15 protein-coding genes are annotated in these 18,901 nt (G+C 73.1%); 8 read left to right on the forward strand and 7 right to left on the reverse strand.

Annotated elements, in window-relative coordinates; all coding sequences use genetic code 11:
* Positions 1 to 204: 204 nt before the first annotated feature.
* From ASD33_RS31270 to ASD33_RS31285, 4 genes are all read left to right on the forward strand, one after another.
* A complete protein-coding gene (locus ASD33_RS31270; protein ID WP_056568298.1) occupies positions 205 to 2,067 on the forward strand; it encodes an HSP90 family protein in 1,863 nt (620 codons plus the stop codon).
* Entirely contained in the window at positions 2,068 to 5,106 is a 3,039-nt protein-coding gene (locus ASD33_RS31275; protein ID WP_056568300.1) for a hypothetical protein, read from the forward strand.
* A 183-nt stretch (positions 5,107 to 5,289) separates the two neighbouring features.
* The gene (locus ASD33_RS31280; RefSeq protein WP_056568303.1) at positions 5,290 to 6,723 is read left to right on the forward strand and encodes a hypothetical protein; all 1,434 of its coding nucleotides are present in this window, start codon (positions 5,290 to 5,292) and stop codon (positions 6,721 to 6,723) included.
* Positions 6,724 to 6,838: 115 nt separating this feature from the next.
* Entirely contained in the window at positions 6,839 to 7,303 is a 465-nt protein-coding gene (locus ASD33_RS31285; RefSeq protein ID WP_242427193.1) for a class I SAM-dependent methyltransferase, read from the forward strand.
* A 299-nt stretch (positions 7,304 to 7,602) separates the two neighbouring features.
* Here ASD33_RS31285 and ASD33_RS35635 read toward each other — a convergent pair whose 3' ends face one another.
* The gene (locus tag ASD33_RS35635; protein ID WP_157870104.1) at positions 7,603 to 7,746 is read right to left on the reverse strand and encodes a hypothetical protein; all 144 of its coding nucleotides are present in this window, start codon (positions 7,744 to 7,746) and stop codon (positions 7,603 to 7,605) included.
* 273 nt (positions 7,747 to 8,019) lie between these two features.
* The gene (locus ASD33_RS31290) at positions 8,020 to 8,580 is read right to left on the reverse strand and encodes a DinB family protein (RefSeq protein WP_079045129.1); all 561 of its coding nucleotides are present in this window, start codon (positions 8,578 to 8,580) and stop codon (positions 8,020 to 8,022) included.
* Positions 8,581 to 8,824: 244 nt separating this feature from the next.
* Here ASD33_RS31290 and ASD33_RS31295 point away from each other — a divergent pair, with 244 nt between their 5' ends.
* From ASD33_RS31295 to ASD33_RS31305, 3 genes are all read left to right on the forward strand, one after another.
* Complete coding sequence (locus ASD33_RS31295; RefSeq protein ID WP_107103798.1) at positions 8,825 to 11,872, forward strand: glycoside hydrolase family 3 N-terminal domain-containing protein; 3,048 nt, start codon at positions 8,825 to 8,827, stop codon at positions 11,870 to 11,872.
* An 84-nt stretch (positions 11,873 to 11,956) separates the two neighbouring features.
* The gene (locus tag ASD33_RS31300) at positions 11,957 to 12,328 is read left to right on the forward strand and encodes a PadR family transcriptional regulator (protein WP_056568310.1); all 372 of its coding nucleotides are present in this window, start codon (positions 11,957 to 11,959) and stop codon (positions 12,326 to 12,328) included.
* Positions 12,325 to 12,882, forward strand: coding sequence for a hypothetical protein (locus tag ASD33_RS31305; protein WP_056568313.1), 558 nt, complete (start codon positions 12,325 to 12,327; stop codon positions 12,880 to 12,882). The genes ASD33_RS31300 and ASD33_RS31305 overlap by 4 nt, the downstream gene beginning before the upstream one ends.
* Before the next feature lie 45 nt (positions 12,883 to 12,927).
* Here the strand turns inward: ASD33_RS31305 and ASD33_RS31310 are convergent, their stop codons facing one another.
* The 4 genes from ASD33_RS31310 to ASD33_RS31325 all read right to left on the reverse strand — a co-directional run bounded on the left by ASD33_RS31310 (position 12,928) and on the right by ASD33_RS31325 (position 17,483).
* Entirely contained in the window at positions 12,928 to 13,800 is an 873-nt protein-coding gene (locus tag ASD33_RS31310; protein ID WP_056568316.1) for an acetylxylan esterase, read from the reverse strand.
* A 214-nt stretch (positions 13,801 to 14,014) separates the two neighbouring features.
* Positions 14,015 to 14,968: a type I glyceraldehyde-3-phosphate dehydrogenase gene (gene gap, locus ASD33_RS31315; protein WP_056568319.1), complete on the reverse strand. Its 954-nt coding sequence runs from the start codon at positions 14,966 to 14,968 to the stop codon at positions 14,015 to 14,017.
* Positions 14,969 to 15,094: 126 nt separating this feature from the next.
* A complete protein-coding gene (locus ASD33_RS31320; protein ID WP_056568324.1) occupies positions 15,095 to 16,054 on the reverse strand; it encodes a helix-turn-helix domain-containing protein in 960 nt (319 codons plus the stop codon).
* A gap of 148 nt (positions 16,055 to 16,202) precedes the next feature.
* Positions 16,203 to 17,483, reverse strand: a complete 1,281-nt coding sequence (locus ASD33_RS31325) for a glycoside hydrolase family 16 protein (protein WP_056568328.1) — start codon at positions 17,481 to 17,483, stop codon at positions 16,203 to 16,205.
* A gap of 283 nt (positions 17,484 to 17,766) precedes the next feature.
* Between ASD33_RS31325 and tpx the strand changes: the two genes are divergently transcribed.
* Entirely contained in the window at positions 17,767 to 18,267 is a 501-nt protein-coding gene (gene tpx / locus ASD33_RS31330; RefSeq protein ID WP_056568331.1) for a thiol peroxidase, read from the forward strand.
* 80 nt (positions 18,268 to 18,347) lie between these two features.
* On the opposite strand, the gene ASD33_RS31335 is transcribed toward tpx, so the two are convergent.
* Positions 18,348 to 18,758 carry a Fur family transcriptional regulator gene (locus ASD33_RS31335; protein ID WP_056568334.1) on the reverse strand — a complete coding sequence of 137 codons (411 nt, stop codon included), beginning with the start codon at positions 18,756 to 18,758 and terminating at the stop codon, positions 18,348 to 18,350.
* Positions 18,759 to 18,901 lie beyond the last annotated feature (143 nt).

The raw sequence follows: 18,901 nt of genomic DNA on the forward strand, positions 1-18,901 counted from the left end.
ACGGGGCGGGGCACGCGGCGGATCACCGTCCGGGCCCGGTCGCGTCGGCGCGCTCCTCCGAGCCCCGTCCGGGGCCCGTCGCCGGTGCGCCGCCCCGTGCCGCCCCGCCCACTCCCGACCGGTTCGCCCGCTCCAGCCCTCTCCCGTCCGTCCCGCCGCCGGCGCCCTCCGCGCGCCGGCGCGACCAGCGAAAGACTCCGCCAGGTGCCCCCTTCCGAATCCGCACACACCTTCCAGGTCGACCTGCGCGGCCTGGTCGACCTGCTCTCCCACCACCTCTACTCCAGCCCCCGCGTCTATCTGCGCGAGCTGCTGCAGAACGCCGTGGACGCCATCACCGCACGGCAGGCCCTCGACCCCTCCGCGCCGGGCACCATCACCGTTCGCACCGGTGACACCCTGACGGTCACGGACAGCGGCGTCGGCCTGACCGAGGCCGACGTCCACCAGTTCCTCGCCACCATCGGACGCAGCTCGAAGCGCACCCCCGACGGCGTGCTCGACGGCGCCGGGCTCGACGCCGCCCGGGGCGAGTTCATCGGCCAGTTCGGCATCGGCCTGCTCGCCTGCTTCGTCGTGGCCGACGAGATCACGGTGCTCAGCCGGTCCGCGAAGGATCCGTCGGCCCCCGCCGTGGAGTGGCGCGGTCACTCCGACGGCCGCTACACGATCCGCGCCCTTCCCGCCTCGGCGATGCCCGAACCGGGCACCACCGTCCGGCTGACCCCGCGCGCCGACAACGCCGAGTGGACGCACCCGGACCGGGTCGTGTCCCTGGCCCGGCACTACGGCGGCCTCCTGCGGCACGAGGTCACGGTCGTCGACCCGCGCGGCACCGCGCACCGCGTCAACGAGGCGCCCCCGTGGGACCGTACCCACCGCTCCCCGCTGGCCCGGCGCGAGGCGATGACCGCGTACTGCCGCGAGCTCTTCGACTTCACCCCGCTCGACACCATCGAGCTGGACCTGCCGGCGGCCGGTCTGCGCGGCGTCGCCTACGTCCTCCCCACGGCCGTGAGCCCGGCGCAGCGCAGGGGCCACCGCGTCCACCTCAAGGGCATGCTGCTCACCGACCAGGCGCACGAACTGCTGCCGGAGTGGGCCTTCTTCGTCCGCTGTGTGGTCGACACGACGAGCCTGCGGCCGACCGCGTCCCGGGAGTCGCTGTACGAGGACGGCACCCTGTCGGCGGTACGGGACGCCCTCGGCGAGCGGATCCGCGACTGGCTCACCGGGCTCGCCGCCAGCGATCCGTCGCTGCTGCACCGCTTCATCGACACCCACCACCTCGCGGTCAAGGCGCTCGCCCGGCACGACGACGAGCTGTTGCGCATCGTGCTGCCGTGGCTGCCGTTCGAGACGACCGACGGCAACGTCACCCTGGAGGAGTTCGCCCGGACGCACCCGACGCTGCTGGTCACCCGCAGCGTGGAGGAGTTCCGCCAGGTCGCGCCGATCGCGGCGGCCGCCGGTCTGGGGGTCGTCAACGGCGGTTACACGTACGACCGCGATCTGGTGCTGCGGCTTCCCGAGATCCGCCCCGGTACGGCCGTCACGGATCTCGATCCGGCCACCGTCACCGCCCATCTCGACGCCGTGGACCCGGCCGCCGAGCTGCGGGCCGCCGCGTTCCTCTCCCTCGCCCGGGAGACGATCGGCGTCCACGACTGCGATGTCGTGCTGCGGGACTTCCAGCCGGTGACGGCGCCCGCGCTGCTCCTGGACAACCGGGAGGCCCGGCACGAGCGGAGCAGGTCGAGCCTGGCCGCCGACAGCGACGGCCTCTGGGCCGACATCCTCGGCTCCCTGCGCCACGAGACCCCCCGGGCCCAGCTGGTCCTCAACCATCTGAACCCGCTGGTCCGGCAGGCGATCACGATCTCCGAGCGCGGACTCGCCGTCACGACCGCCGAGGCCCTGTACGGCCAGGCGCTGCTGCTCAGCCGCCGCCCGCTCCGGGCGAGCGAGAGCGCCCTGCTCAACCGGGCCTTCATCGGCCTGCTCACCCACGCCATGCACGACCCCGGCACGGCGGCACCCGGCTCCGAGCCCCGGAAGGAACTGTAGATGCTGGACACCCCCGAGGCCGTCGTCGAGGCGCTGCGCGAGAACGACGAGCGCCCGCACGGTCTGCCGCGCACGGTGACCGCCGAGGAGCTGGTCGAGGCCGCCGAGGTCTTCGAGAAGCCCGATGTCCTGGTCACCGCCCTGCTGGAACTGATGGCGGCGTACGAGTTCACCGGTGAGCACCGCAAGTCCCCCGTGGTCTTCGCCCGGCTGCTGAAGCTGTGGGACACCACCCCCCAGTCGTTCAGCGACTGGGAGGCGCACCAGGTCTTCTGGCGCTTCAAGTGGGTGACGACCTCGCTGCTCCAGGTGCCCGAGATGCCGCTGAGCTCCGTGCGCGGCTGGATCGGTCAGATGCGCGAGCGGTACGAGGCGGCCGGGCACGGCATGCAGCCGGTCGCCGCCATGGGCTACCACGTCGCGTTCCACACGGGCACGGACGTCGCCGACGCGTACGACCTGTGGGCGACCCGGCCGCGTACCCACCTCAGCGACTGCGAGGCCTGCGAGACCCGCCACTTCGCCTGGCACCGGATGTCGTCGGGCGACGACGCCGGGGCGCTCGACATCTGGCGGCCGGTTCTCGGCGGAGCCCAGAGCTGCACCGAGGAACCGCAGGTGAGCCAGGCGCGCGCGCTGCTCCCGCTGCTGCGCGTCGGCCGCGTGGACGAGGCCCGCTCGCACCATCTCACCGGCTACCGGCGGGTCCGGGGCAACACCGGCATGCAGGAGGAGGTCGGCCTGCACCTGGAGTTCTGCGCGCTCTCGCGGAACGAGGGGCGCGGCCTGGAGATCCTCGCGGAGAACCGGCCGCTGTTCGAGGCGACCGGTGCTCCGCTGGCACACCTGGAGTTCCTCACCGGCGTCGAGGTGCTGGCCGCCCGGCTCGTCGAGGACGGGCACGCGGACACGCCCGTGGCCGGCCCGCCCGGCCGGAGCTGGACGGCGGGGACGCTCGCCGCCCACGTCCGGTCCGAGGGAGACCGGCTCGCCGCCGCCTTCGACGCGCGCAACGGGACTTCGGCGGTGGGCGATCGGCGCCGGGCGCGCCTGGCCTGGCGGCCCGTGCTCGACGAGTCGCTGCCGCTGGGGCTGCGTACGGCGGCCTCGCCGGGGTCGGTGGCCGGGCAGGTGCCGGAGGCTTCGGAGGCCGCGCAGGCGTCTGTGGTGGCGGGGGCCGGGGTGAACGTGCCCGAGGACTTCTTCGAGCTCGTGACCGAGGCACGTCGTCTGTCGCTCGCGGGGCATCCCGGGTCCGACCGGCTCTGGAGGCACGTCGCCGAGCGCTTCGGCGCGGACGACACCGCCCACGACGACCGGCTCGGTCCCGAGGACCTGCTGCGTGCGGAACTCGCCGAGCAGCGCGCGTACGTGCTGTCCCGCGAGAACCGTGAGGCGGAGAGCATCGGCGAGCTCGACCGTGCCACCGAGTTGTTCGAGCGGCTGGCGATGCCGTGGCACGCGCTGTCCACGCGGACACGCGCGCTGGCGTGGGCGTCCGCGTTCCACGGCACCGAGGAGGACGCCCGGCCCGGCGACGGCACCCTGGGGAGGGGCGCGGACGCGCTGCGGTCCGCTCTGGACGAGGCTCTGGGGGAAGCCGAACGACTCAAGGCCGAGGTACCGCTCACGGGTGACACGCCCGGCGAGACGGAGGCGGAGGCGGCCTCTGGGGCCGAGCCCGCGCGGGAACGCGTCCTGGCGTACCTCGTCGTGCTGTACGCCGCCACCTTCGCCGCCTACCACGACGTGCAGCAGCAGCTGCCCGAGGCCCCCGCTTCCGTGTGGGGGCGGGTCGAGGAACGCACCCGGACGCTGCGCGAGGAGGCGGAGCGCCTCTCGGTCCCCCATCACCAGGCCCACGCGCGGGAGTTCGTCGCCGACCTGGCGCTGCGGCGTGGTGACACGGTCCTGGCCGAGGCCGAACTGCGTGCGGCGCTCCAGGACGTCGAGGCCTCGGGGCGGCCCTGGCGCGGTTCGCGCCCGCGCGCGCTGCTCGCCCAGATCATGATCTCCAAGGACGAGCCGGCGGAGGCCGTGGAGCTGCTGCACCGGGCCATCGCGGACGCGGTCCGCTACGAGGACGTGGAGTTCCCGCTCGCGCCGACGTACTCGCTGCTCGGCCACGCCTCCTCGCACCTCGGGGACACCGCCGGTGCGGTGCGCCACCTGTCCGAGGCGGCCGCGCGGTTCGACCAGGCCGGGGAGCCCGAGGCGGCGACCGAGGTGCGGTTCCAGCTCGCCGACGTATTGGCACGCGGCGGGCAGCAGGCGGACGCGGTCGCCGTACTGGAGTCCGTCCTCTCCGACGAGGCGGCCCCGTCGCTCGACGAGCGCACGACGGCCCAGGCCCGGCTGAACCTGGCCCGGGGGCTGCGGGAGCTGGAGGAGTTCCTTCCGGCCGCCGAGGAGTTCCTGCGGCTCGCGGACACGGTGGCCACGTGGGAGGACGACCGGGCGGTCCACACCCTGGTCGCCGCCGACGCGGCGACGGCGCTCGCGATGGGCGGCCGTTGGGAGACGGCAGAGCTTGCGTACGCCCGTGCCGTCGCCTCGCACGCCGAGGCGCCGAACCCCGCGCTGATCGCGCACATGATGCGCGAGTTCGCCCGCCTCACCATGGTGGCGAGGGATGCGGAGGGCGCGGAAGCGGCGCTGCGGTATCTGACGGAGGCCGACGCCGTCCTGGCGGCCGTACCGGAGGACGGGGAGGGTACGGAGGGGTTCGCGTCCTGGTACGAGAGCGGCGAGGTGCACTACCGCCGGGCCCGTGTGCTTGCGGAGGTGGACCGGTTCGAGGAGGCCCTCGCCGAGGCGGAGGCCGCCGTGGCCGCGCACGAGCGCGGCGGGCCGCAGGGTGAGCTGCCGCGCGCCGAGGCGGTCCGGTTCGCCGCGCTCGTCGAGGGCAACGGCCTGGGCCGGATCCAGGAGGCAGTCGGCAGGCTCACGACGGCGGCGGAGCGCTGCCGGAAGGCGGATCTGCCGGAGGCCGCCGGGATTCTCGACTCGCTTCGTCGGGATCTCCTGGCGCGCCAGTAGGGGCTGCCCGAGCGCGCGGCCGGCCGGGGCCACGCGCTCGGGTCGACGGTCTCCGGGCCCTCAGGGGTTCCGGAGACCGGGCGACCGGCCGTCACCGTCCGGGGAGAGTTCCCCCGACCCCCTTCTCAGGGGCGGATCCACGAAGAACCATGATCCGGGGAGTGCCCGACCGAAGGAGGGTCCATGCGTGGCTACGGCGGCGTGCTCGTCGGCGATCTGCTGCTCGCGCTGCTGCGCGGGTCGGCCGGTCCGGCCTGTCTGGTCGTGGCGTACGTCGCCTGGGCGGAGGGCGCCGACCCGGTCTGGGTGCTCTCCGCTGCCGCCGTGGGCCTCGTCGGTACGGTCATGGTTCCCGTCTCGGCCGTCAGGGCGGCGCGCAAGCGGTTCCCGAGGATCACGGCCGGGGACCGCGCGGGCGGGCGGAGCGACCCGTACGGGCCCGACAGTTTCGTGGTGTGGGCCCCGCGCTCGGGGCCGGGTCCGGTGGACGCGCGGCTGGTGCGGGCGGACGTCCTGGAGGCGTCGTTCGTCCGGTACGAGCCGGACACGGAGGCCACGTACACGACGTACGTCGGCGACAACGACCCCTCGGAGGTCAAGCCGACGGTCGGGCTGCGGCTCCGGGTGCACGACACGGGGCAGCACGGCGGGGCGGAGTTCGGGGTCTTCGAGATCAGCGAGGAGGTGCGTGTGCCGCCGCTGTGCCTGTCGGCGGTCACGGCGGGCCGGCTGGCCGTGCTCGTCGCCGACGCGCCCCTCGCCGCCACCGATCCGCCCGGCCGGAAGGCGGTGCCGCAGATCAGCGTCCTGTGGCCGCGCAGTCTGCTGCTCGCGGGGACGCGGACCTGCCGGGTGATCGGTCTGGACGGGACCATGACCGATGTGAGCCGGTGGTCGCGGCGGCAGCTGGAGCAGATGCGCGTCTCGTGGTCGGTCGGGGGTGTCGAGATGGACGGCGACGTGATCGACCTCCGGCTGCTGCCCCCGGACACGGCGGCCCGTTACGCGGCTGTGGCGCACGGGTCCGGCGAGGAGCGGGCGCCGGTGACCGAGCCGGGCGAGGAGGACCGTCGGCTCGTGGAGTTCCTGCCGGGTCCCGAGGGCGCGTTCGGCGCCGTCGGCCGTCGTTGGTCCCGTCGCGGGGGCCGGCTTGTGCGGGCCCGGTTCCTGAAGATGTGCGCCACTACGACCTTCCAGGCCCACGGCCCGTGTCTGGACACCGTGATCCGGGTCGGTCCGGCGGACGGTGTTCCGTCGCTCGACGCGGAACGGCGGGTCACGGTGCCGATGAACTACCTGGCGCTGCTCCACCACACCCGTGACGTGGTCCTCCGGGTGAGCCCGAACGGCCGCTCGTACGACGTCGACTGGCCCCGCACCAACCTTCTCGCCGGTGTGACCCCGGCGAAGGTCGTCACCCCGGACGGCCGGGAGCTGACGCTGCCCGAGCGCGCCGAGGTCCTCTGGCCGTTGATGAACCTGCTCGCCGCCCACGCCGTCTCGGTCCCCGGCGCCGTCCTCGACCTCCGCCGTCCCCGGCTGCGCGGGGTGGCGGACGCGGTGATGGAGCTCGTACGGGCCACGGGGGCGGACGTGGACGGGGTGCGGCTTCCGTAGCGGGCGGTCGCCGGGGTGCGGCCGTTCGGCGTCGGGTGTGCCGCGCGCTTCCGTGGGAAGGCTCCCGGGGCGATTCCGCCGACCGGGCACGTGCGTCCACTGGAGGTGGTCGAGGGTGACCTCGGAGGCAGGCGCCGGAGACTTCGCCGCGGTCGGCGGCGCGTACGCCGACCACTCCGCGGGCGGGCGGGGCCGGCTGCGGCACGATCTGGTGGCGCGGCGCCTTCTGGACGAACTGCCGCGCCGTCCCTGCCACGTGCTCGATGTCGGGTGCGGGAACGGCGAGATGGTGCTGCGGCTCGCCGAGGCGGGGCACCGGGTGACCGGTGTCGATCCGTCCGCCGGGATGCTCCGGGCCGCGGCGGAGCGTGTCGCCGCCCGTCCCGGTCCTGCTGGGCGGGTGCGGTTCGTCGAGGCGGACATCGGCACCCTGGACCTCGGTGGGGCGCGCTTCGACGCGGTGTGCTGCCACGGGGTCCTGATGTATCTGGACGAGTCCGGCCCTGCGGTCGCCCGGCTGGCCGGGCTGGTGGCGGCGGGCGGGGTCCTGAGCGTCCTCGCCAGGAATCGGCGGTCCTAGGGTCTGTCGTCACACTCCCGTCGTTGCCCGGAGGGCGGCCCCGCGGCATCTGGTGCGTGCTCTCGGCGTGCCGGGCGGAAGCCCTCGTACTGGACCGTACTCGGGCTTTCGCCCGGTGCGGCGAGAGCGCGTGCCAGGCGTCNCCCGTCGTTGCCCGGAGGGCGGCCCCGCGGCATCTGGTGCGTGCTCTCGGCGTGCCGGGCGGAAGCCCTCGTACTGGACCGTACTCGGGCTTTCGCCCGGTGCGGCGAGAGCACGCACCAGATGCCGCGGGGCAGACGGGAGTGTGACGACAGGCCCTAGGTGTGCGCGAGGCGCTGCGCGGGGAGTACGGCGAGGCGTCCGCGCTCATCGGGGACGGCGGCGACGCGAGCGTCGGCAACCTCGGCATCCGTACGCGGGGCGATACCGCGGAGGCGCTGGACGCGCTGGCGCGGGCGCACGGTCTCGATCCCCTGCCGTGGCAGGGGCGTACGGATCTTCCACGACCATCTCGACGACGGCCGGCGGCCCGGGGAGGCCGAGTACCGGGCGGCGTTGGAGACGGAGTGGGCCGCCTCCTGGCGGAGCCCGTACCGCGATCTGGCCCGGCTGCTGCACACGGTGGCGCGCGCAGGCGGACCCCGGCGGGACGGGAGGGGTCCGCCGGGGCGTGAAGGCGCCGGGCCGCCCTCGCGAGTCACGCGCCCGTGCCGGCCGGGCTCGCCGGCCGGTCGCTACTGCCCGACCCTGCCGTCGACGCACTCCCGCAGCAGGTCGGCGTGCCCGCAGTGGCGGGCGTACTCCTCGATCCGGTGCACCATCAGCTCCCGCACCGCGATCGCCTCCTTCCCCAGCCGCTCGCCGAGGTCCGGGTGTGCGGCGAGCGTGCGGTCGAGCAGGGCCTGTTCGCGTTCCAGGTCGGCGAACGCCTCGTCGACCAGGGCCGGTTCGGCGAGGGCTCCATGGAAGTCCGCGTCCTTAGGGCCGTAGATCTTCGGCAGCGGTTCGCCGTCGGTGACCCAGTTGAACCAGTCCCGCTCCGCCTCGGCAAGGTGCCGGACGAGGCCGAGCAGCGACATCGTGGACGGCGGGACCGAACGACGGGCCAGCTGCTCCGCGTCCAGGCCGTCGCACTTCATCCGCAGCGTGTGCCGATATCCCGTCAGGAAATCGAGGAGCGTGGCGAGTTCGCCCTCGGGAGGGGGTCCCTCCTGTTCGCGGGGGTCGTCGTCGGGGTCGACCCACATGTCGGCATAGACGGTCGCCCGGGTCCATCGCTCAGGTTGATCGCTCATCTGGCGCATGCTGATCCATCGGAGCCCCGCCCCGCCACCCAATTTCGGCGGGGTGGTCTCCGGAGGCCATCAGGCGCGGAGGGTTGACGCGCACACGGCCGCCCCATAACTTCATGCCTTGATAAAAGTCTTGCTGAGCTTGCTGCTGGTGTCGGTGGACCACGGACAGCGAAGGATTTGTCAGGTGCATAACATAAACAAGCGTGTCCGCACATTCCCCCGACGGGGAGGTCGCAGAAGAACGGTGGGTACGACCGCGGTCGCCGTGACCGCCGTCCTCACCGGTCTGCTCACCGGGGGCCTGCCGAGCGCCGCCGCCCAGGAGCCCGCGCCGCTCGCCGTCGACCGGTTCGAGGGCGAGGTCCCGTTCGCCCCGCCACCCGCCGAGGGACTCTTCACCTGGGGGAACGCCGCCGAGTCCCACCCGAAGCTCGAACTACGGGAGCGTGCCGACGCCCCCGAGGGCGGCACGGTCCTCGAAGGCCGCTACGACATCGGCGGCTGGGGCGGCTTCACCCATGACTTCGCCTTCGACCGCCCGGCGCACGACTGGACGGCGTACAGGGGCATCCGGTTCTGGTGGTACGGCCAGAACACGGCGCCGCTGCCGCCCGGCTCGGGCAAGCGGATCGCCTTCGAGATCAAGGACGGCGGCGCGAACGGCGAGGCGTCCGAGCTGTGGACGACCTCCTTCACCGACGACTGGGAGGGCTGGCACCTCGTCGAGATCCCGTTCGCGCAGTTCGTCTACCGGACCGACTACCAGCCCGTCGGCGGCATCGACCAGGTCCTCGGGCTGGACCGGATGTGGGGATACGCCGTCACGCTGCCGACCGGGGCCCCGGGGGCGTTCGCGCTCGACGGGGTGGAGCTGTACGGCGCGGCCGAGCCCGCGCTCACCACCCGGGTGGTGACGAAGTCGGCGGTGCACCCCGTCGACGAGGGCGGCAGCGCCCGGGTCGACGTCTCGGTGGCCACCACCGGCTCCGGGCCGACCGGTGCGCCGGTCACGGTGACGTACGCGACGGAGGGCGGCGGCGCCGAGCCGGGGAAGGACTACCGGCCCGTCTCGGGCAGCCTGGTGTTCCCCGCCGGGACGCCCTCCGGCACGACCCGGTCGATCACCGTGCAGACCCTCGAGGACGGTGTCGCCGAGTCCGCGGAGACGATCCCGGTCCGGCTGACGGTCGACGGCGCCAAGGCTCCCTCGGAGTCCCCGACGGTCGTGGTGAACGCGCACGGGCTGCCGTACCTCGACACCCGGCTGCCGGTGCGCAAACGGGTCGCCGACCTCGTCTCCCGGATGTCGCTCGCGGAGAAGGCCGGCCAGATGACGCAGGCCGAGCGCAACGCCCTGCGGGCTCCCGGTGACATCGCCGGATACGCCCTCGGCTCGCTGCTCTCGGGCGGCGGCTCGGTCCCCACCCCGAACACACCCGAGGCCTGGGCCGCCATGGTCGACGCGTACCAGCTGCGCACCCGCGCGACCCGCTTCCAGATCCCGCTGGTCTACGGCGTGGACGCCGTCCACGGGCACAACAACGTCGTCGGGGCGACGGTCATGCCGCACAACATCGGCATCGGCGCCGGACGCGATCCCGAGCTCGCCGCGCGGACCGGCGCCGTCACGGCGAAGGAGGTACGGGCCACCGGCGTGCCCTGGGACTTCGCGCCGTGCCTGTGCGTGACCCGCGACGAACGCTGGGGCCGCTCGTACGAGGCCTTCGGCGAGGACCCGGCGCTCGTGACGGCCATGGAGACCGTCATCAACGGCATGCAGGGCGCCCGGAACGGCAGGGACCTCGACCGCAACGACAAGGTCCTGACGAGCGCCAAGCACTTCGTCGGGGACGGCGGCACCGCCTTCGGCTCCTCGACCACGGGTTCGTACACGACGGACCAGGGCGTCACCACGGTCACCCGCGCGGAACTGGAGGCGGTGCACCTCGCGCCGTTCGCCGAGGCCGTGAAGCGCGGCACCGGGACGGTGATGCCCTCGTACTCCTCGCTCGACGTCCTGGGCGACGGGCGGGGGCCGGTGAAGATGCACGCCAATGCCGAGATGATCAACGGGGTCCTCAAGGACCGCATGGGCTTCGAGGGTTTCGTCATCAGCGACTGGCAGGCCATCGACCAGATCCCCGGCGACTACGCCGGCGACGTGCGCACCTCGGTGAACGCCGGTCTCGACATGATCATGGTGCCGACGAACTACCAGGAGTTCACCCGGACCCTGACCGACGAGGTCGGCGCCGGCCGGATCCCGGTCGCGCGGATCGACGACGCGGTGGCCCGCGTCCTGACCCAGAAGTTCCGGCTCGGCCTGTTCGAGAAGCCGTACGCGGACACGACGAACCTGCCGTCGATCGGCTCGGCCGAACACCGCGCGGTGGCCCGCGAGGCCGTGGCGAAGTCCCAGGTGCTGCTGAGGAACGAGGGCGGGGTCCTGCCGCTGAAGCCCTCCCAGAAGGTGTACGTGGCCGGGTCGAACGCCGACGACCTGGGCAACCAGGCGGGTGGCTGGACCATCAGCTGGCAGGGCTCGTCCGGCCGGACCACGGCGGGCACGACGATCCTCGAAGGGATGCGCAGGGCCGCGCCGGGGGCCGACATCGCCTTCTCGAAGGAGGCCTCCGCCCCGACCGACGGCTATGACGTGGGCGTGGTGGTGGTCGGCGAGACCCCCTACGCCGAGGGGTTCGGGGACGTCGGCAACGGCAACGACCTCGAACTGACCGCCGCCGACAAGGCGGCCGTCGACACGGTGTGCGCGGCGATGCCGTGTGCGGTGCTGGTCGTGTCCGGGCGGCCCCAGCTCCTCGGTGCGCGGCTCGCGACCGTCGACGCCCTGGTCGCCTCCTGGCTGCCGGGCACGGAGGGCGACGGCGTCGCCGATGTCCTCTACGGCAGGAGGCCGTTCACCGGGCAGCTGCCGGTGAGCTGGCCGAGGTCGGAGGCGCAGCTGCCGCTCAATGTGGGTGACGAGCGCTACGACCCGCAGTACCCGTACGGCTGGGGGCTCACCACCCTGACCGCGACGCCGTCGGGCGGGGAACCGGCGCTGCGGGCGCTCGGTGTCGCCGCCGGGGCACTGCGGTCGGCCGGGCGGGGTGCCTCCCCCGAGGCGCGGAAGCTCGTCGGGGTGGCACGGCTGATCGTCCAGAAGAGGATCGGCCAGAACATCACGGCGGCCGCGGCCGGGCCGTTCGCCGACGCGGACCACCTGCTGCTCACGGGTGATCCGGAGGGAGCGATCGGCAGGCTGACGGAGGCGTTCCGGGCCGCGGGCTGAGGGAGGCCGGACGGCCCCCGGGGTGGATCCCGCCCCGGGGGTTCGGGCTTGTCGGTGATCCCTTTCCGGAGTATCTTGCATTGCATGGTTCCTGGTAACGCAATGAACGAGACGGGCGGCAGGGTTCCCAGCCAACTCCGCAAGGGAGTGCTGGAGTACTGCGTCCTCGCGCTGCTCAGGGACGAGCCGAAGTACGGTGTCGAGCTCGTCGCCGAGCTCTCCGCCGTGAGCGTCATGACCACCAGCCAGGGCACGATCTACCCCTTGCTGTCGAGGCTCCGGCGCGAGGGACTCGTCGACACCGAGCTGCGCGACTCGCCCAGTGGGCCGCCGCGCCGCTACTACACGCTCACCGGTGTCGGCCGGGCCTCCCTCACCGAATTCGCCCAGGCGTGGCCGCTGTTCAGGGACGCCGTCGACCACTTCCTCACCGACCCACAGGGGGACTCCGCATGAACGCCATCGACCACCCGCTCGTCGCCGCCTACCTCGACGCCGTCGCGCGGGAGACCGTGATGCTGCCCGCCGAGCGCCGGGCCGAACTCCTCGCGGATCTCCGCGAGCACGTCGAGGCCGCCGGGGCCCGGGACGACGACCAGGTCCGCGCGGTCCTCGCCGGACTCGGCGATCCCCGTACCGTGGCCGCGTCCGCCCTGACCGAGGAGGCTCCGGCGGGTACGGTCGCCCCGGCTGCCGACTTCCGGGGCCGCACCCGGCTGACCGCGCTGCTGCTCTCCGTCTCCGGGCTGCTGCTCCTGATCGGCTCCACCCTGGGGACGATCGCGCTGATCGCCTCGATGGTGCTGCTGTGGACCTCGTCGCAGTGGGACAGGCGCGAGAAGGTCATCGCCACCGCCGCCTGTGTGACCGTGCCGGTCCTGGTGTTCCTGGGCGCCCTGCTCGGGGCCGCCGGCCGGATCGGCCCGACGGAACTCCTGCTGGTCGCCGTTTTCTCGCTCGGCGTCCCGGTGGCCGGGGCCACCATGCTGGTCCGCGCCGCCCGCCGCTGACCGCAGGGAGCGGGACCGCCGGAGACACCGACCGGGCGGGAGCCGTCAGGCCGTGGGCCCCGGGATCTGGAGGGCCTTGGCGCTGCGGTCCCAGCCGGACCACAGGTCGGTGTCGACGCAGTAGCCGCATCCCGGGCCGAAGAACATCCCGCGGGCGTTCTCGTCACCGAGCAGCCAGTAGCGCAGCCAGGCGGTGGTCGGCGCGCGGAAGTTCCCGCCGTCGCCGATGGAGCTGAGGTGGCCGGCGCCGCGGACCTCCCCGTACACGGCCGGGACGTGGTCCGAGTCCCGGTACATCGCCTTCACCAGAGCGGGCCACACCGTCAGGTCGCGCTCGCCCGCGAGGTAGAAGACGGGCTCGTCCATCAGGTCCGGGTCCGCCAGCGGACCCGGCTGGATCGGGAGCGCCGTGTCCACCCGGGGGTCGATCGCCGCGTTGATCGCCGCCGCGCCGCCCTGCGAGTGGCCGGCCGAGGCGATGTGCTCCAGGTCGACCTTGCCGTAGTACCTGCTGGAGCTGTCCGCGTCGCGCTGCTCCAGGACGTCGATCCCCGCGCGCATGCTGATCGCGAAGTTCGACGTCGGGGTGTTGGCGGCGGCGACGATGAAGCCGCGGCTCGCCCAGTGCCGGAGCAGCGAGCTGTAGAAGCCGGGCACCGCGCCCGTACCGTTGCCCCAGATGATCACCGGGTGCCGCTCGCCCGAACGGCCCATGTCGGTGGGGCGGTAGAAGGTGTGCACCGCCTCGATGTCGACGCTCACCTCGTACGGGCCGGGGCTTCCCCAATCGGTGCCGACGGACGGGACGGTTCCCGGCGTCGCGGTGTCGACGGCGCCCGCGGTTCCCGGCGTCGTGCACACCGCCAGCACGGCGGCGAGCAGCAGCCCGCCCAGTACGCGGCTCGTTCTCCCTGGCATACGAACTCCTTCACGGGTCCGGCACGTTGCGCGTCCTCGCAAGCGTGACCAGAGCCATGATCGAGCGCGCCGGCCCGGGTGTCTGTCCGCAGGAGCCCAGACCTCGGGCGGCACGCTTGTGCAGGTGCCCACCGGGTACGGGAACGCCCGCGGCCCCCGCCGAACCAGTGGTTCGGACGCGGCGTCGTTGTACAGGATCGTGTTCCAGTAGGCGTCAGCCCCACTCGTTGTCGTACCAGGCGACGACCTTGATGTGGCGGCCCTCGACGCGGGTCAGCTCCGAGTCGAAGATCGACGAGGCCGGGTTACCGGTGATGTCGGAGGAGACGAGCGCGTCCTCCGAGTACTCCAGGACACCGGCGAGCGGGCCCTCGGCGGCGGTGCGGTACGCGGCGAGGACGTCCTCGCGCGTCACGTCGCGGGCGACGGTGGTGTTCAGCTCGACGATCGAACCGACCGGGACGGGCACGCGGATCGAGTCGCCCGACAGCTTGCCGTCGAGGTTCGGCAGCACGTGGCCGATGGCCTTGGCGGCGCCCGTCGAGGTGGGCACGATGTTGACGCCGGCGGCGCGGGCGCGACGCGGGTCGCGGTGCGGGCCGTCCTGCAGGTTCTGCTCCTGCGTGTAGGCGTGCACCGTCGTCATGAAGCCGTGCTCGATGCCCGCGAGGTCGTCGAGGACCTTGGCGAGGGGCGCGAGCGCGTTCGTCGTGCAGGAGGCGTTCGAGACGATCGTGTGCAGATCGGCGTCGTACGCGTCGGTGTTGACGCCGTACGCCAGCGTGACGTCGGCACCGTCGGCCGGCGCGCTGACGAGGACGCGCTTGGCGCCGGCGTCGATGTGGGCGCGGGCGGCCTTGGCGTTGGTGAAGCGACCGGTCGCCTCGAGGACGATCTCGACACCGAGCTCGGCCCAGGGAAGCTGCGCCGGCTCGCGCTCGGCGAGGACCTTGATGCGGCGGCCGTCGACGACGAGGGTGTCGCCGTCGACGCTCACCGGGCGGCCGAGGCGGCCGGAGGTCGAGTCGAAGGCGAGCAGTCGCGCGAGGGCCTTCGGCTCCGTCAGGTCGTTGACGGCCACGATCTCGAGGTCGGTGTCGCGCTCGAGCAGTGCGCGGAGCACGTTGCGTCCGATGCGACCGAAACCGTTGATGGCGATGCGAGTCATGAATGGTGTCCCTTCAACTTCTGCGTCGCCACCAGGTTCGCTCGCCGGGAGCGGCCCCGACAGAGGCGGGATCGCCACGGTCCGCAAGGATCGCGCCAATAGCCCCCGGAGGCGGGTCCCGCGCGGCTATTCGCCCTTGGTGAAGGTGCGCCGGTAGTCGCTGGGCGTGGTGCCCAGGATGCGCTGGAAGTGCAGCCGCAGGTTGGCTCCGGTGCCGAGTCCGACGTCGGCGGCGATCTGCTCGACGCTCCGCTCCGAGCGCTCCAGGAGTTCACGGGCGAGGTCGACCCTGGCGCGCATCACCCACTGCATCGGCGTGTATCCGGTGTCCTCGACGAAGCGCCGCGAGAAGGTGCGCGCCGACACGGCCGCGTGCTCGGCGAGGAGGTCGAGCGTGAGGGGCTCGTCGAGCCGGTGCAGCGCCCACTCGCGGGTGGCGGCGAACCGTTCGCCGAGCGGTTCCGGCAGGCTGCGCGGCACGTACTGCGCCTGGCCGCCGCTGCGGTAGGGGGCGGCGACGAGACGGCGGGCGGCGTGGTTCGCGGCGGCGACGCCGAGGTCGCCGCGCAGGATGTGCAGGCAGAGGTCGATGCCGGAGGCGGCGCCCGCGGAGGTGAGCACGCTTCCCTCGTCGACGAAGAGGACGTTCGCGTCGACCCGGACGAGGGGGCGTTTCGCCGCCAGGGCCTGGGTGTAGTGCCAGTGGGTGGTGGCGCGCTTGCCGTCGAGGAGACCGGTGGCGGCGAGCGCGAAGGCTCCGGTGGAGATCGCGGCGAGCCGGGCGCCCCGGTCGTGGGCGGCGACGAGGGCGTCGAGGACGGCCTGCGGCGGGTCCTCCCGGTCGGGGAAGCGGTAGCCGGGGACGAAGACGATGTCGGCCCAGGCGAGGGCGTCGAGGCCGTGGGCGACGGCGTAGGAGAGGCCGTCGCCCCCGGCGACGAGACCGGGTTCCGCGCCGCACACCCTCACCTCGTACGGCATGCTCGCGCGGGTCGTGAAGACCTGCGCGGGGATGCCGACGTCGAGCGGCTTCGCCCCTTCGAGCACGAGGACGGCGACGCGGTGGAGGCGGGGGGTGGGTGGCACGGGACGAGCGTACGCGGATCGGTGAACCGGCTGCTTGTCGGCCGGCCGGCGGCGGGGCGGTGGGCCGTCGCTCGTCTGCCGGGCGGTGGGGCGGTGGACCGTCGCCAGGTCGGCCGGCCGGTCGGCGTCCCGCTGGTCCGTCGTCGGGTCAGCGTGTCACCGTCCACTTCTGGTTCGCGGTGCCTCCGCAGGCCCAGATCTGGAGCCGGGTGCCGTTGGCGGAGCTGTTGCCGGTGGCGTCGAGGCACTTGCCGGCCTGCGGGTTGACGATGTCCCCCGCGGTGTTGGCCGTCCAGTGCTGCGCCGCCGTGCCGTTGCACTCGTACAGCTGGACCGGCGTCCCGTCGGCCGTGCCGCCGGAGGCGACGTCCAGGCACTTGCCGAGGGCGCGCACGGTGCCGTCCGCCGCGAGGGTCCACTGCTGGGCGGCGGTGCCGTTGCAGTCGTAGAGCTGTACGGGGGTGCCGTTCGCGCTGTTCGCACCGGCGACGTCGACGCACTTGCCGCCGATCCCGGTGATCGGTCCCGCGGTGGTGGCGCCGTCGCCGGTGGTCACCCGGACGTGGTCGACGACGAGCTGCCGGGGGAAGGAGGTCGAGCCGTCCGGGTCGCCGGGCCAGTAGCCGCCGACGGCGAGGTTGAGGACGAGGAAGAAGGGCTTGTCGAAGACCCAGGTCCGGCCGCCGAGGTCGGCGGGCGTGCGGGTCTGGTAGACGGTGCCGTCCACGGACCAGCTGATCCGGCCGGGTGACCAGTCCACGGCGAAGGTGTGGAACGCGTCGGCGAAGGCCTGGCCGCCGGGCAGGGTGTACGCGGCGCCGATGCCGCCTGAGCCGGAGTAGCCGGGGCCGTGCACGGTGCCGTGCACGGCGGCCGGTTCGAAGCCGACGTTCTCCATGACGTCGATCTCGCCCGAGGCGGGCCAGCCGACCTGGCCGAGGTCGTTGCCGAGCATCCAGAACGCGGGCCACATGCCCTGGCCGCGCGGCACCTTCATCCGGGCCTCGACGTGCCCGTACCGGGTGGTGAACTTCCCGGCGGTGTTGAGCCGCGCCGAGGTGTACTCGCACCGCCCGTACCAGCAGGCGTAGTCGCCCGGGTTCTCCTTGCGGGCGGTGATGACCAGGTGGCCCTGGCCGTCGAGTGCGGCGTTGGCGTTGCCGGCCGTGTAGTACTGCCGTTCGTGGTTGCTGACGTTGTCACCGGTCTCGGTCTGCCAGCGCGCGCCGTTCACGGCGGAGCCCGCGGCGCCGTCGAAGTCGTCGGAGAAGGTCACGGCGGCGGTTTCGGCCACGGGCCGGAGGCCGGGGCCGCCCGTGGTGGAGTCGGCGGGGGCGTGGGTGGGGCCGAGCCCGAGCGCCGCGGCGGCCAGCGCGAGGGCCGCCAGCGCGGTGAAGAGCGGGCGTCGGGTGGAGCGGGAGGAGGACATGACTCTCTCTTCCGTCGAGTGTGGGGGGAGCACCCTTTGTCGCGTACATGATTTAAGAAGTGAAGTAAGGGGGAGTCAAGAGGCCGGACGAGGGCCGCACTTGGAGATCCGGCCCGTTCGGCGACGGGGTTCGGCGGGCGCGCCGTCGCTCGTCCCGGGCGTCCGCGCCGGGGCGTCGCGGCCCTGCTCCCCCGTCGGCGGGCCGGTGGCCCTGTCCGGCCCGCCCCTCCGTACGCCGTACGATTCCCCCGTTGTCACTTACTTCGTCCGAAGGAGATCCCCCATGGCCCAGGTCACGCTGAAGGGCAGCCCGGTACAGGTCAACGGCAGCCTGCCGACCCCGGGGAGCACGGCTCCTGACTTCACGCTCGTCGCCGAGGGCCTGGCGGACAAGTCGCTGAAGGACTTCGCCGGGCAGCGCAAGGTCCTCAACATCTTCCCGAGCGTCGACACGCCGACCTGCGCGTCCTCCGTGCGCGCCTTCAACAAGAAGGCCGGTGAGCTGGAGAACACGGTGGTGCTCTGCATCTCCGCCGACCTGCCCTTCGCCCAGGCCCGCTTCTGCGGCGCCGAGGGCCTGGAGAACGTGAAGAACCTCTCGACCCTGCGCGGCCGCGAGTTCCACACCAACTACGGCGTGGAGATCGCGGACGGCCCGCTGGCCGGCCTGACCGCCCGCGCCGTCGTCGTCCTCGACGAGAACGACACGGTGCTGCACGCGCAGCTCGTGGGCGAGATCGCCGAGGAGCCGAGCTACGAGGACGCACTCTCGGTCCTGAAGTAGTCGCGGCGCCGGACCCCGGCACCGTCCGAAAGGAGCCCCTCCACCGACCGGTGGAGGGGCTCCTTTCGTGTGGGGAGGACTCAGGAGCAGGCCGGGCAGAGTCCTCGGTACGTCACGTCGGCCTTCGCCACGGCGAAGCCGAAGCGCTCGGCGGGCGGCAGGACGTCCAGCGGGTCCCCGGTCGGCCGGACGTCGCGGATGAGGCCGCAGTTCGAGCAGACCAGGTGCTGGTGCGGGCGGTGCGCGTTGGGGTCGTACCGCTTGGCCCGTCCGTCCGTGGAGAGCTCCACCACCTCCCCCAGGGCCACCAGTTCGCCCAGGGTGTTGTAGACGGTCGCCCGCGCGATCTCCGGCAGGCGCGCCACGGCGCGCACGTGCACCTCGTCCGCCGTGAGGTGGACGTGCTCGCCGTCGAGGACCTCCGCGACGACACGCCGCTGGGACGTCATCCGCCAGCCACGCGCACGCAGGCGCTCCAGCAGGTCGCTCATTCTCGGCTCACCTCATCCTATGGTTGGCGTGGTTCTTGACTTGGATTCTGTCCATTGTAGGATCGCTTCCGGCGATAGCCAAGGCACACCACGGCTCCGGTCGGGCCCACACCCCTCTGGTTCCCGCCCCGGCTGAGCACCAC

It is taken from the genome of Streptomyces sp. Root1304 (assembly GCF_001426405.1).
In the GTDB taxonomy this organism is placed as follows: Bacteria; Actinomycetota; Actinomycetes; order Streptomycetales; family Streptomycetaceae; genus Streptomyces.

What these genes read in the sequence shown, in the direction of transcription:
- ASD33_RS31280 (WP_056568303.1), top strand. Translation starts at nt 5,290, where the DNA reads ATGCGTGGCTACGGCGGCGTGCTCGTCGGCGATCTGCTGCTCGCGCTG.
- tpx (WP_056568331.1), top strand. Translation starts at nt 17,767, where the DNA reads ATGGCCCAGGTCACGCTGAAGGGCAGCCCGGTACAGGTCAACGGCAGC.
- ASD33_RS31325 (WP_056568328.1), bottom strand. Translation starts at nt 17,483, where the DNA reads ATGTCCTCCTCCCGCTCCACCCGACGCCCGCTCTTCACCGCGCTGGCG.
- gap (WP_056568319.1), bottom strand. Translation starts at nt 14,968, where the DNA reads ATGACTCGCATCGCCATCAACGGTTTCGGTCGCATCGGACGCAACGTG.
- ASD33_RS31310 (WP_056568316.1), bottom strand. Translation starts at nt 13,800, where the DNA reads ATGCCAGGGAGAACGAGCCGCGTACTGGGCGGGCTGCTGCTCGCCGCC.
- ASD33_RS31335 (WP_056568334.1), bottom strand. Translation starts at nt 18,758, where the DNA reads ATGAGCGACCTGCTGGAGCGCCTGCGTGCGCGTGGCTGGCGGATGACG.
- ASD33_RS31305 (WP_056568313.1), top strand. Translation starts at nt 12,325, where the DNA reads ATGAACGCCATCGACCACCCGCTCGTCGCCGCCTACCTCGACGCCGTC.
- ASD33_RS31300 (WP_056568310.1), top strand. Translation starts at nt 11,957, where the DNA reads ATGGTTCCTGGTAACGCAATGAACGAGACGGGCGGCAGGGTTCCCAGC.
- ASD33_RS31290 (WP_079045129.1), bottom strand. Translation starts at nt 8,580, where the DNA reads ATGAGCGATCAACCTGAGCGATGGACCCGGGCGACCGTCTATGCCGAC.
- ASD33_RS31275 (WP_056568300.1), top strand. Translation starts at nt 2,068, where the DNA reads ATGCTGGACACCCCCGAGGCCGTCGTCGAGGCGCTGCGCGAGAACGAC.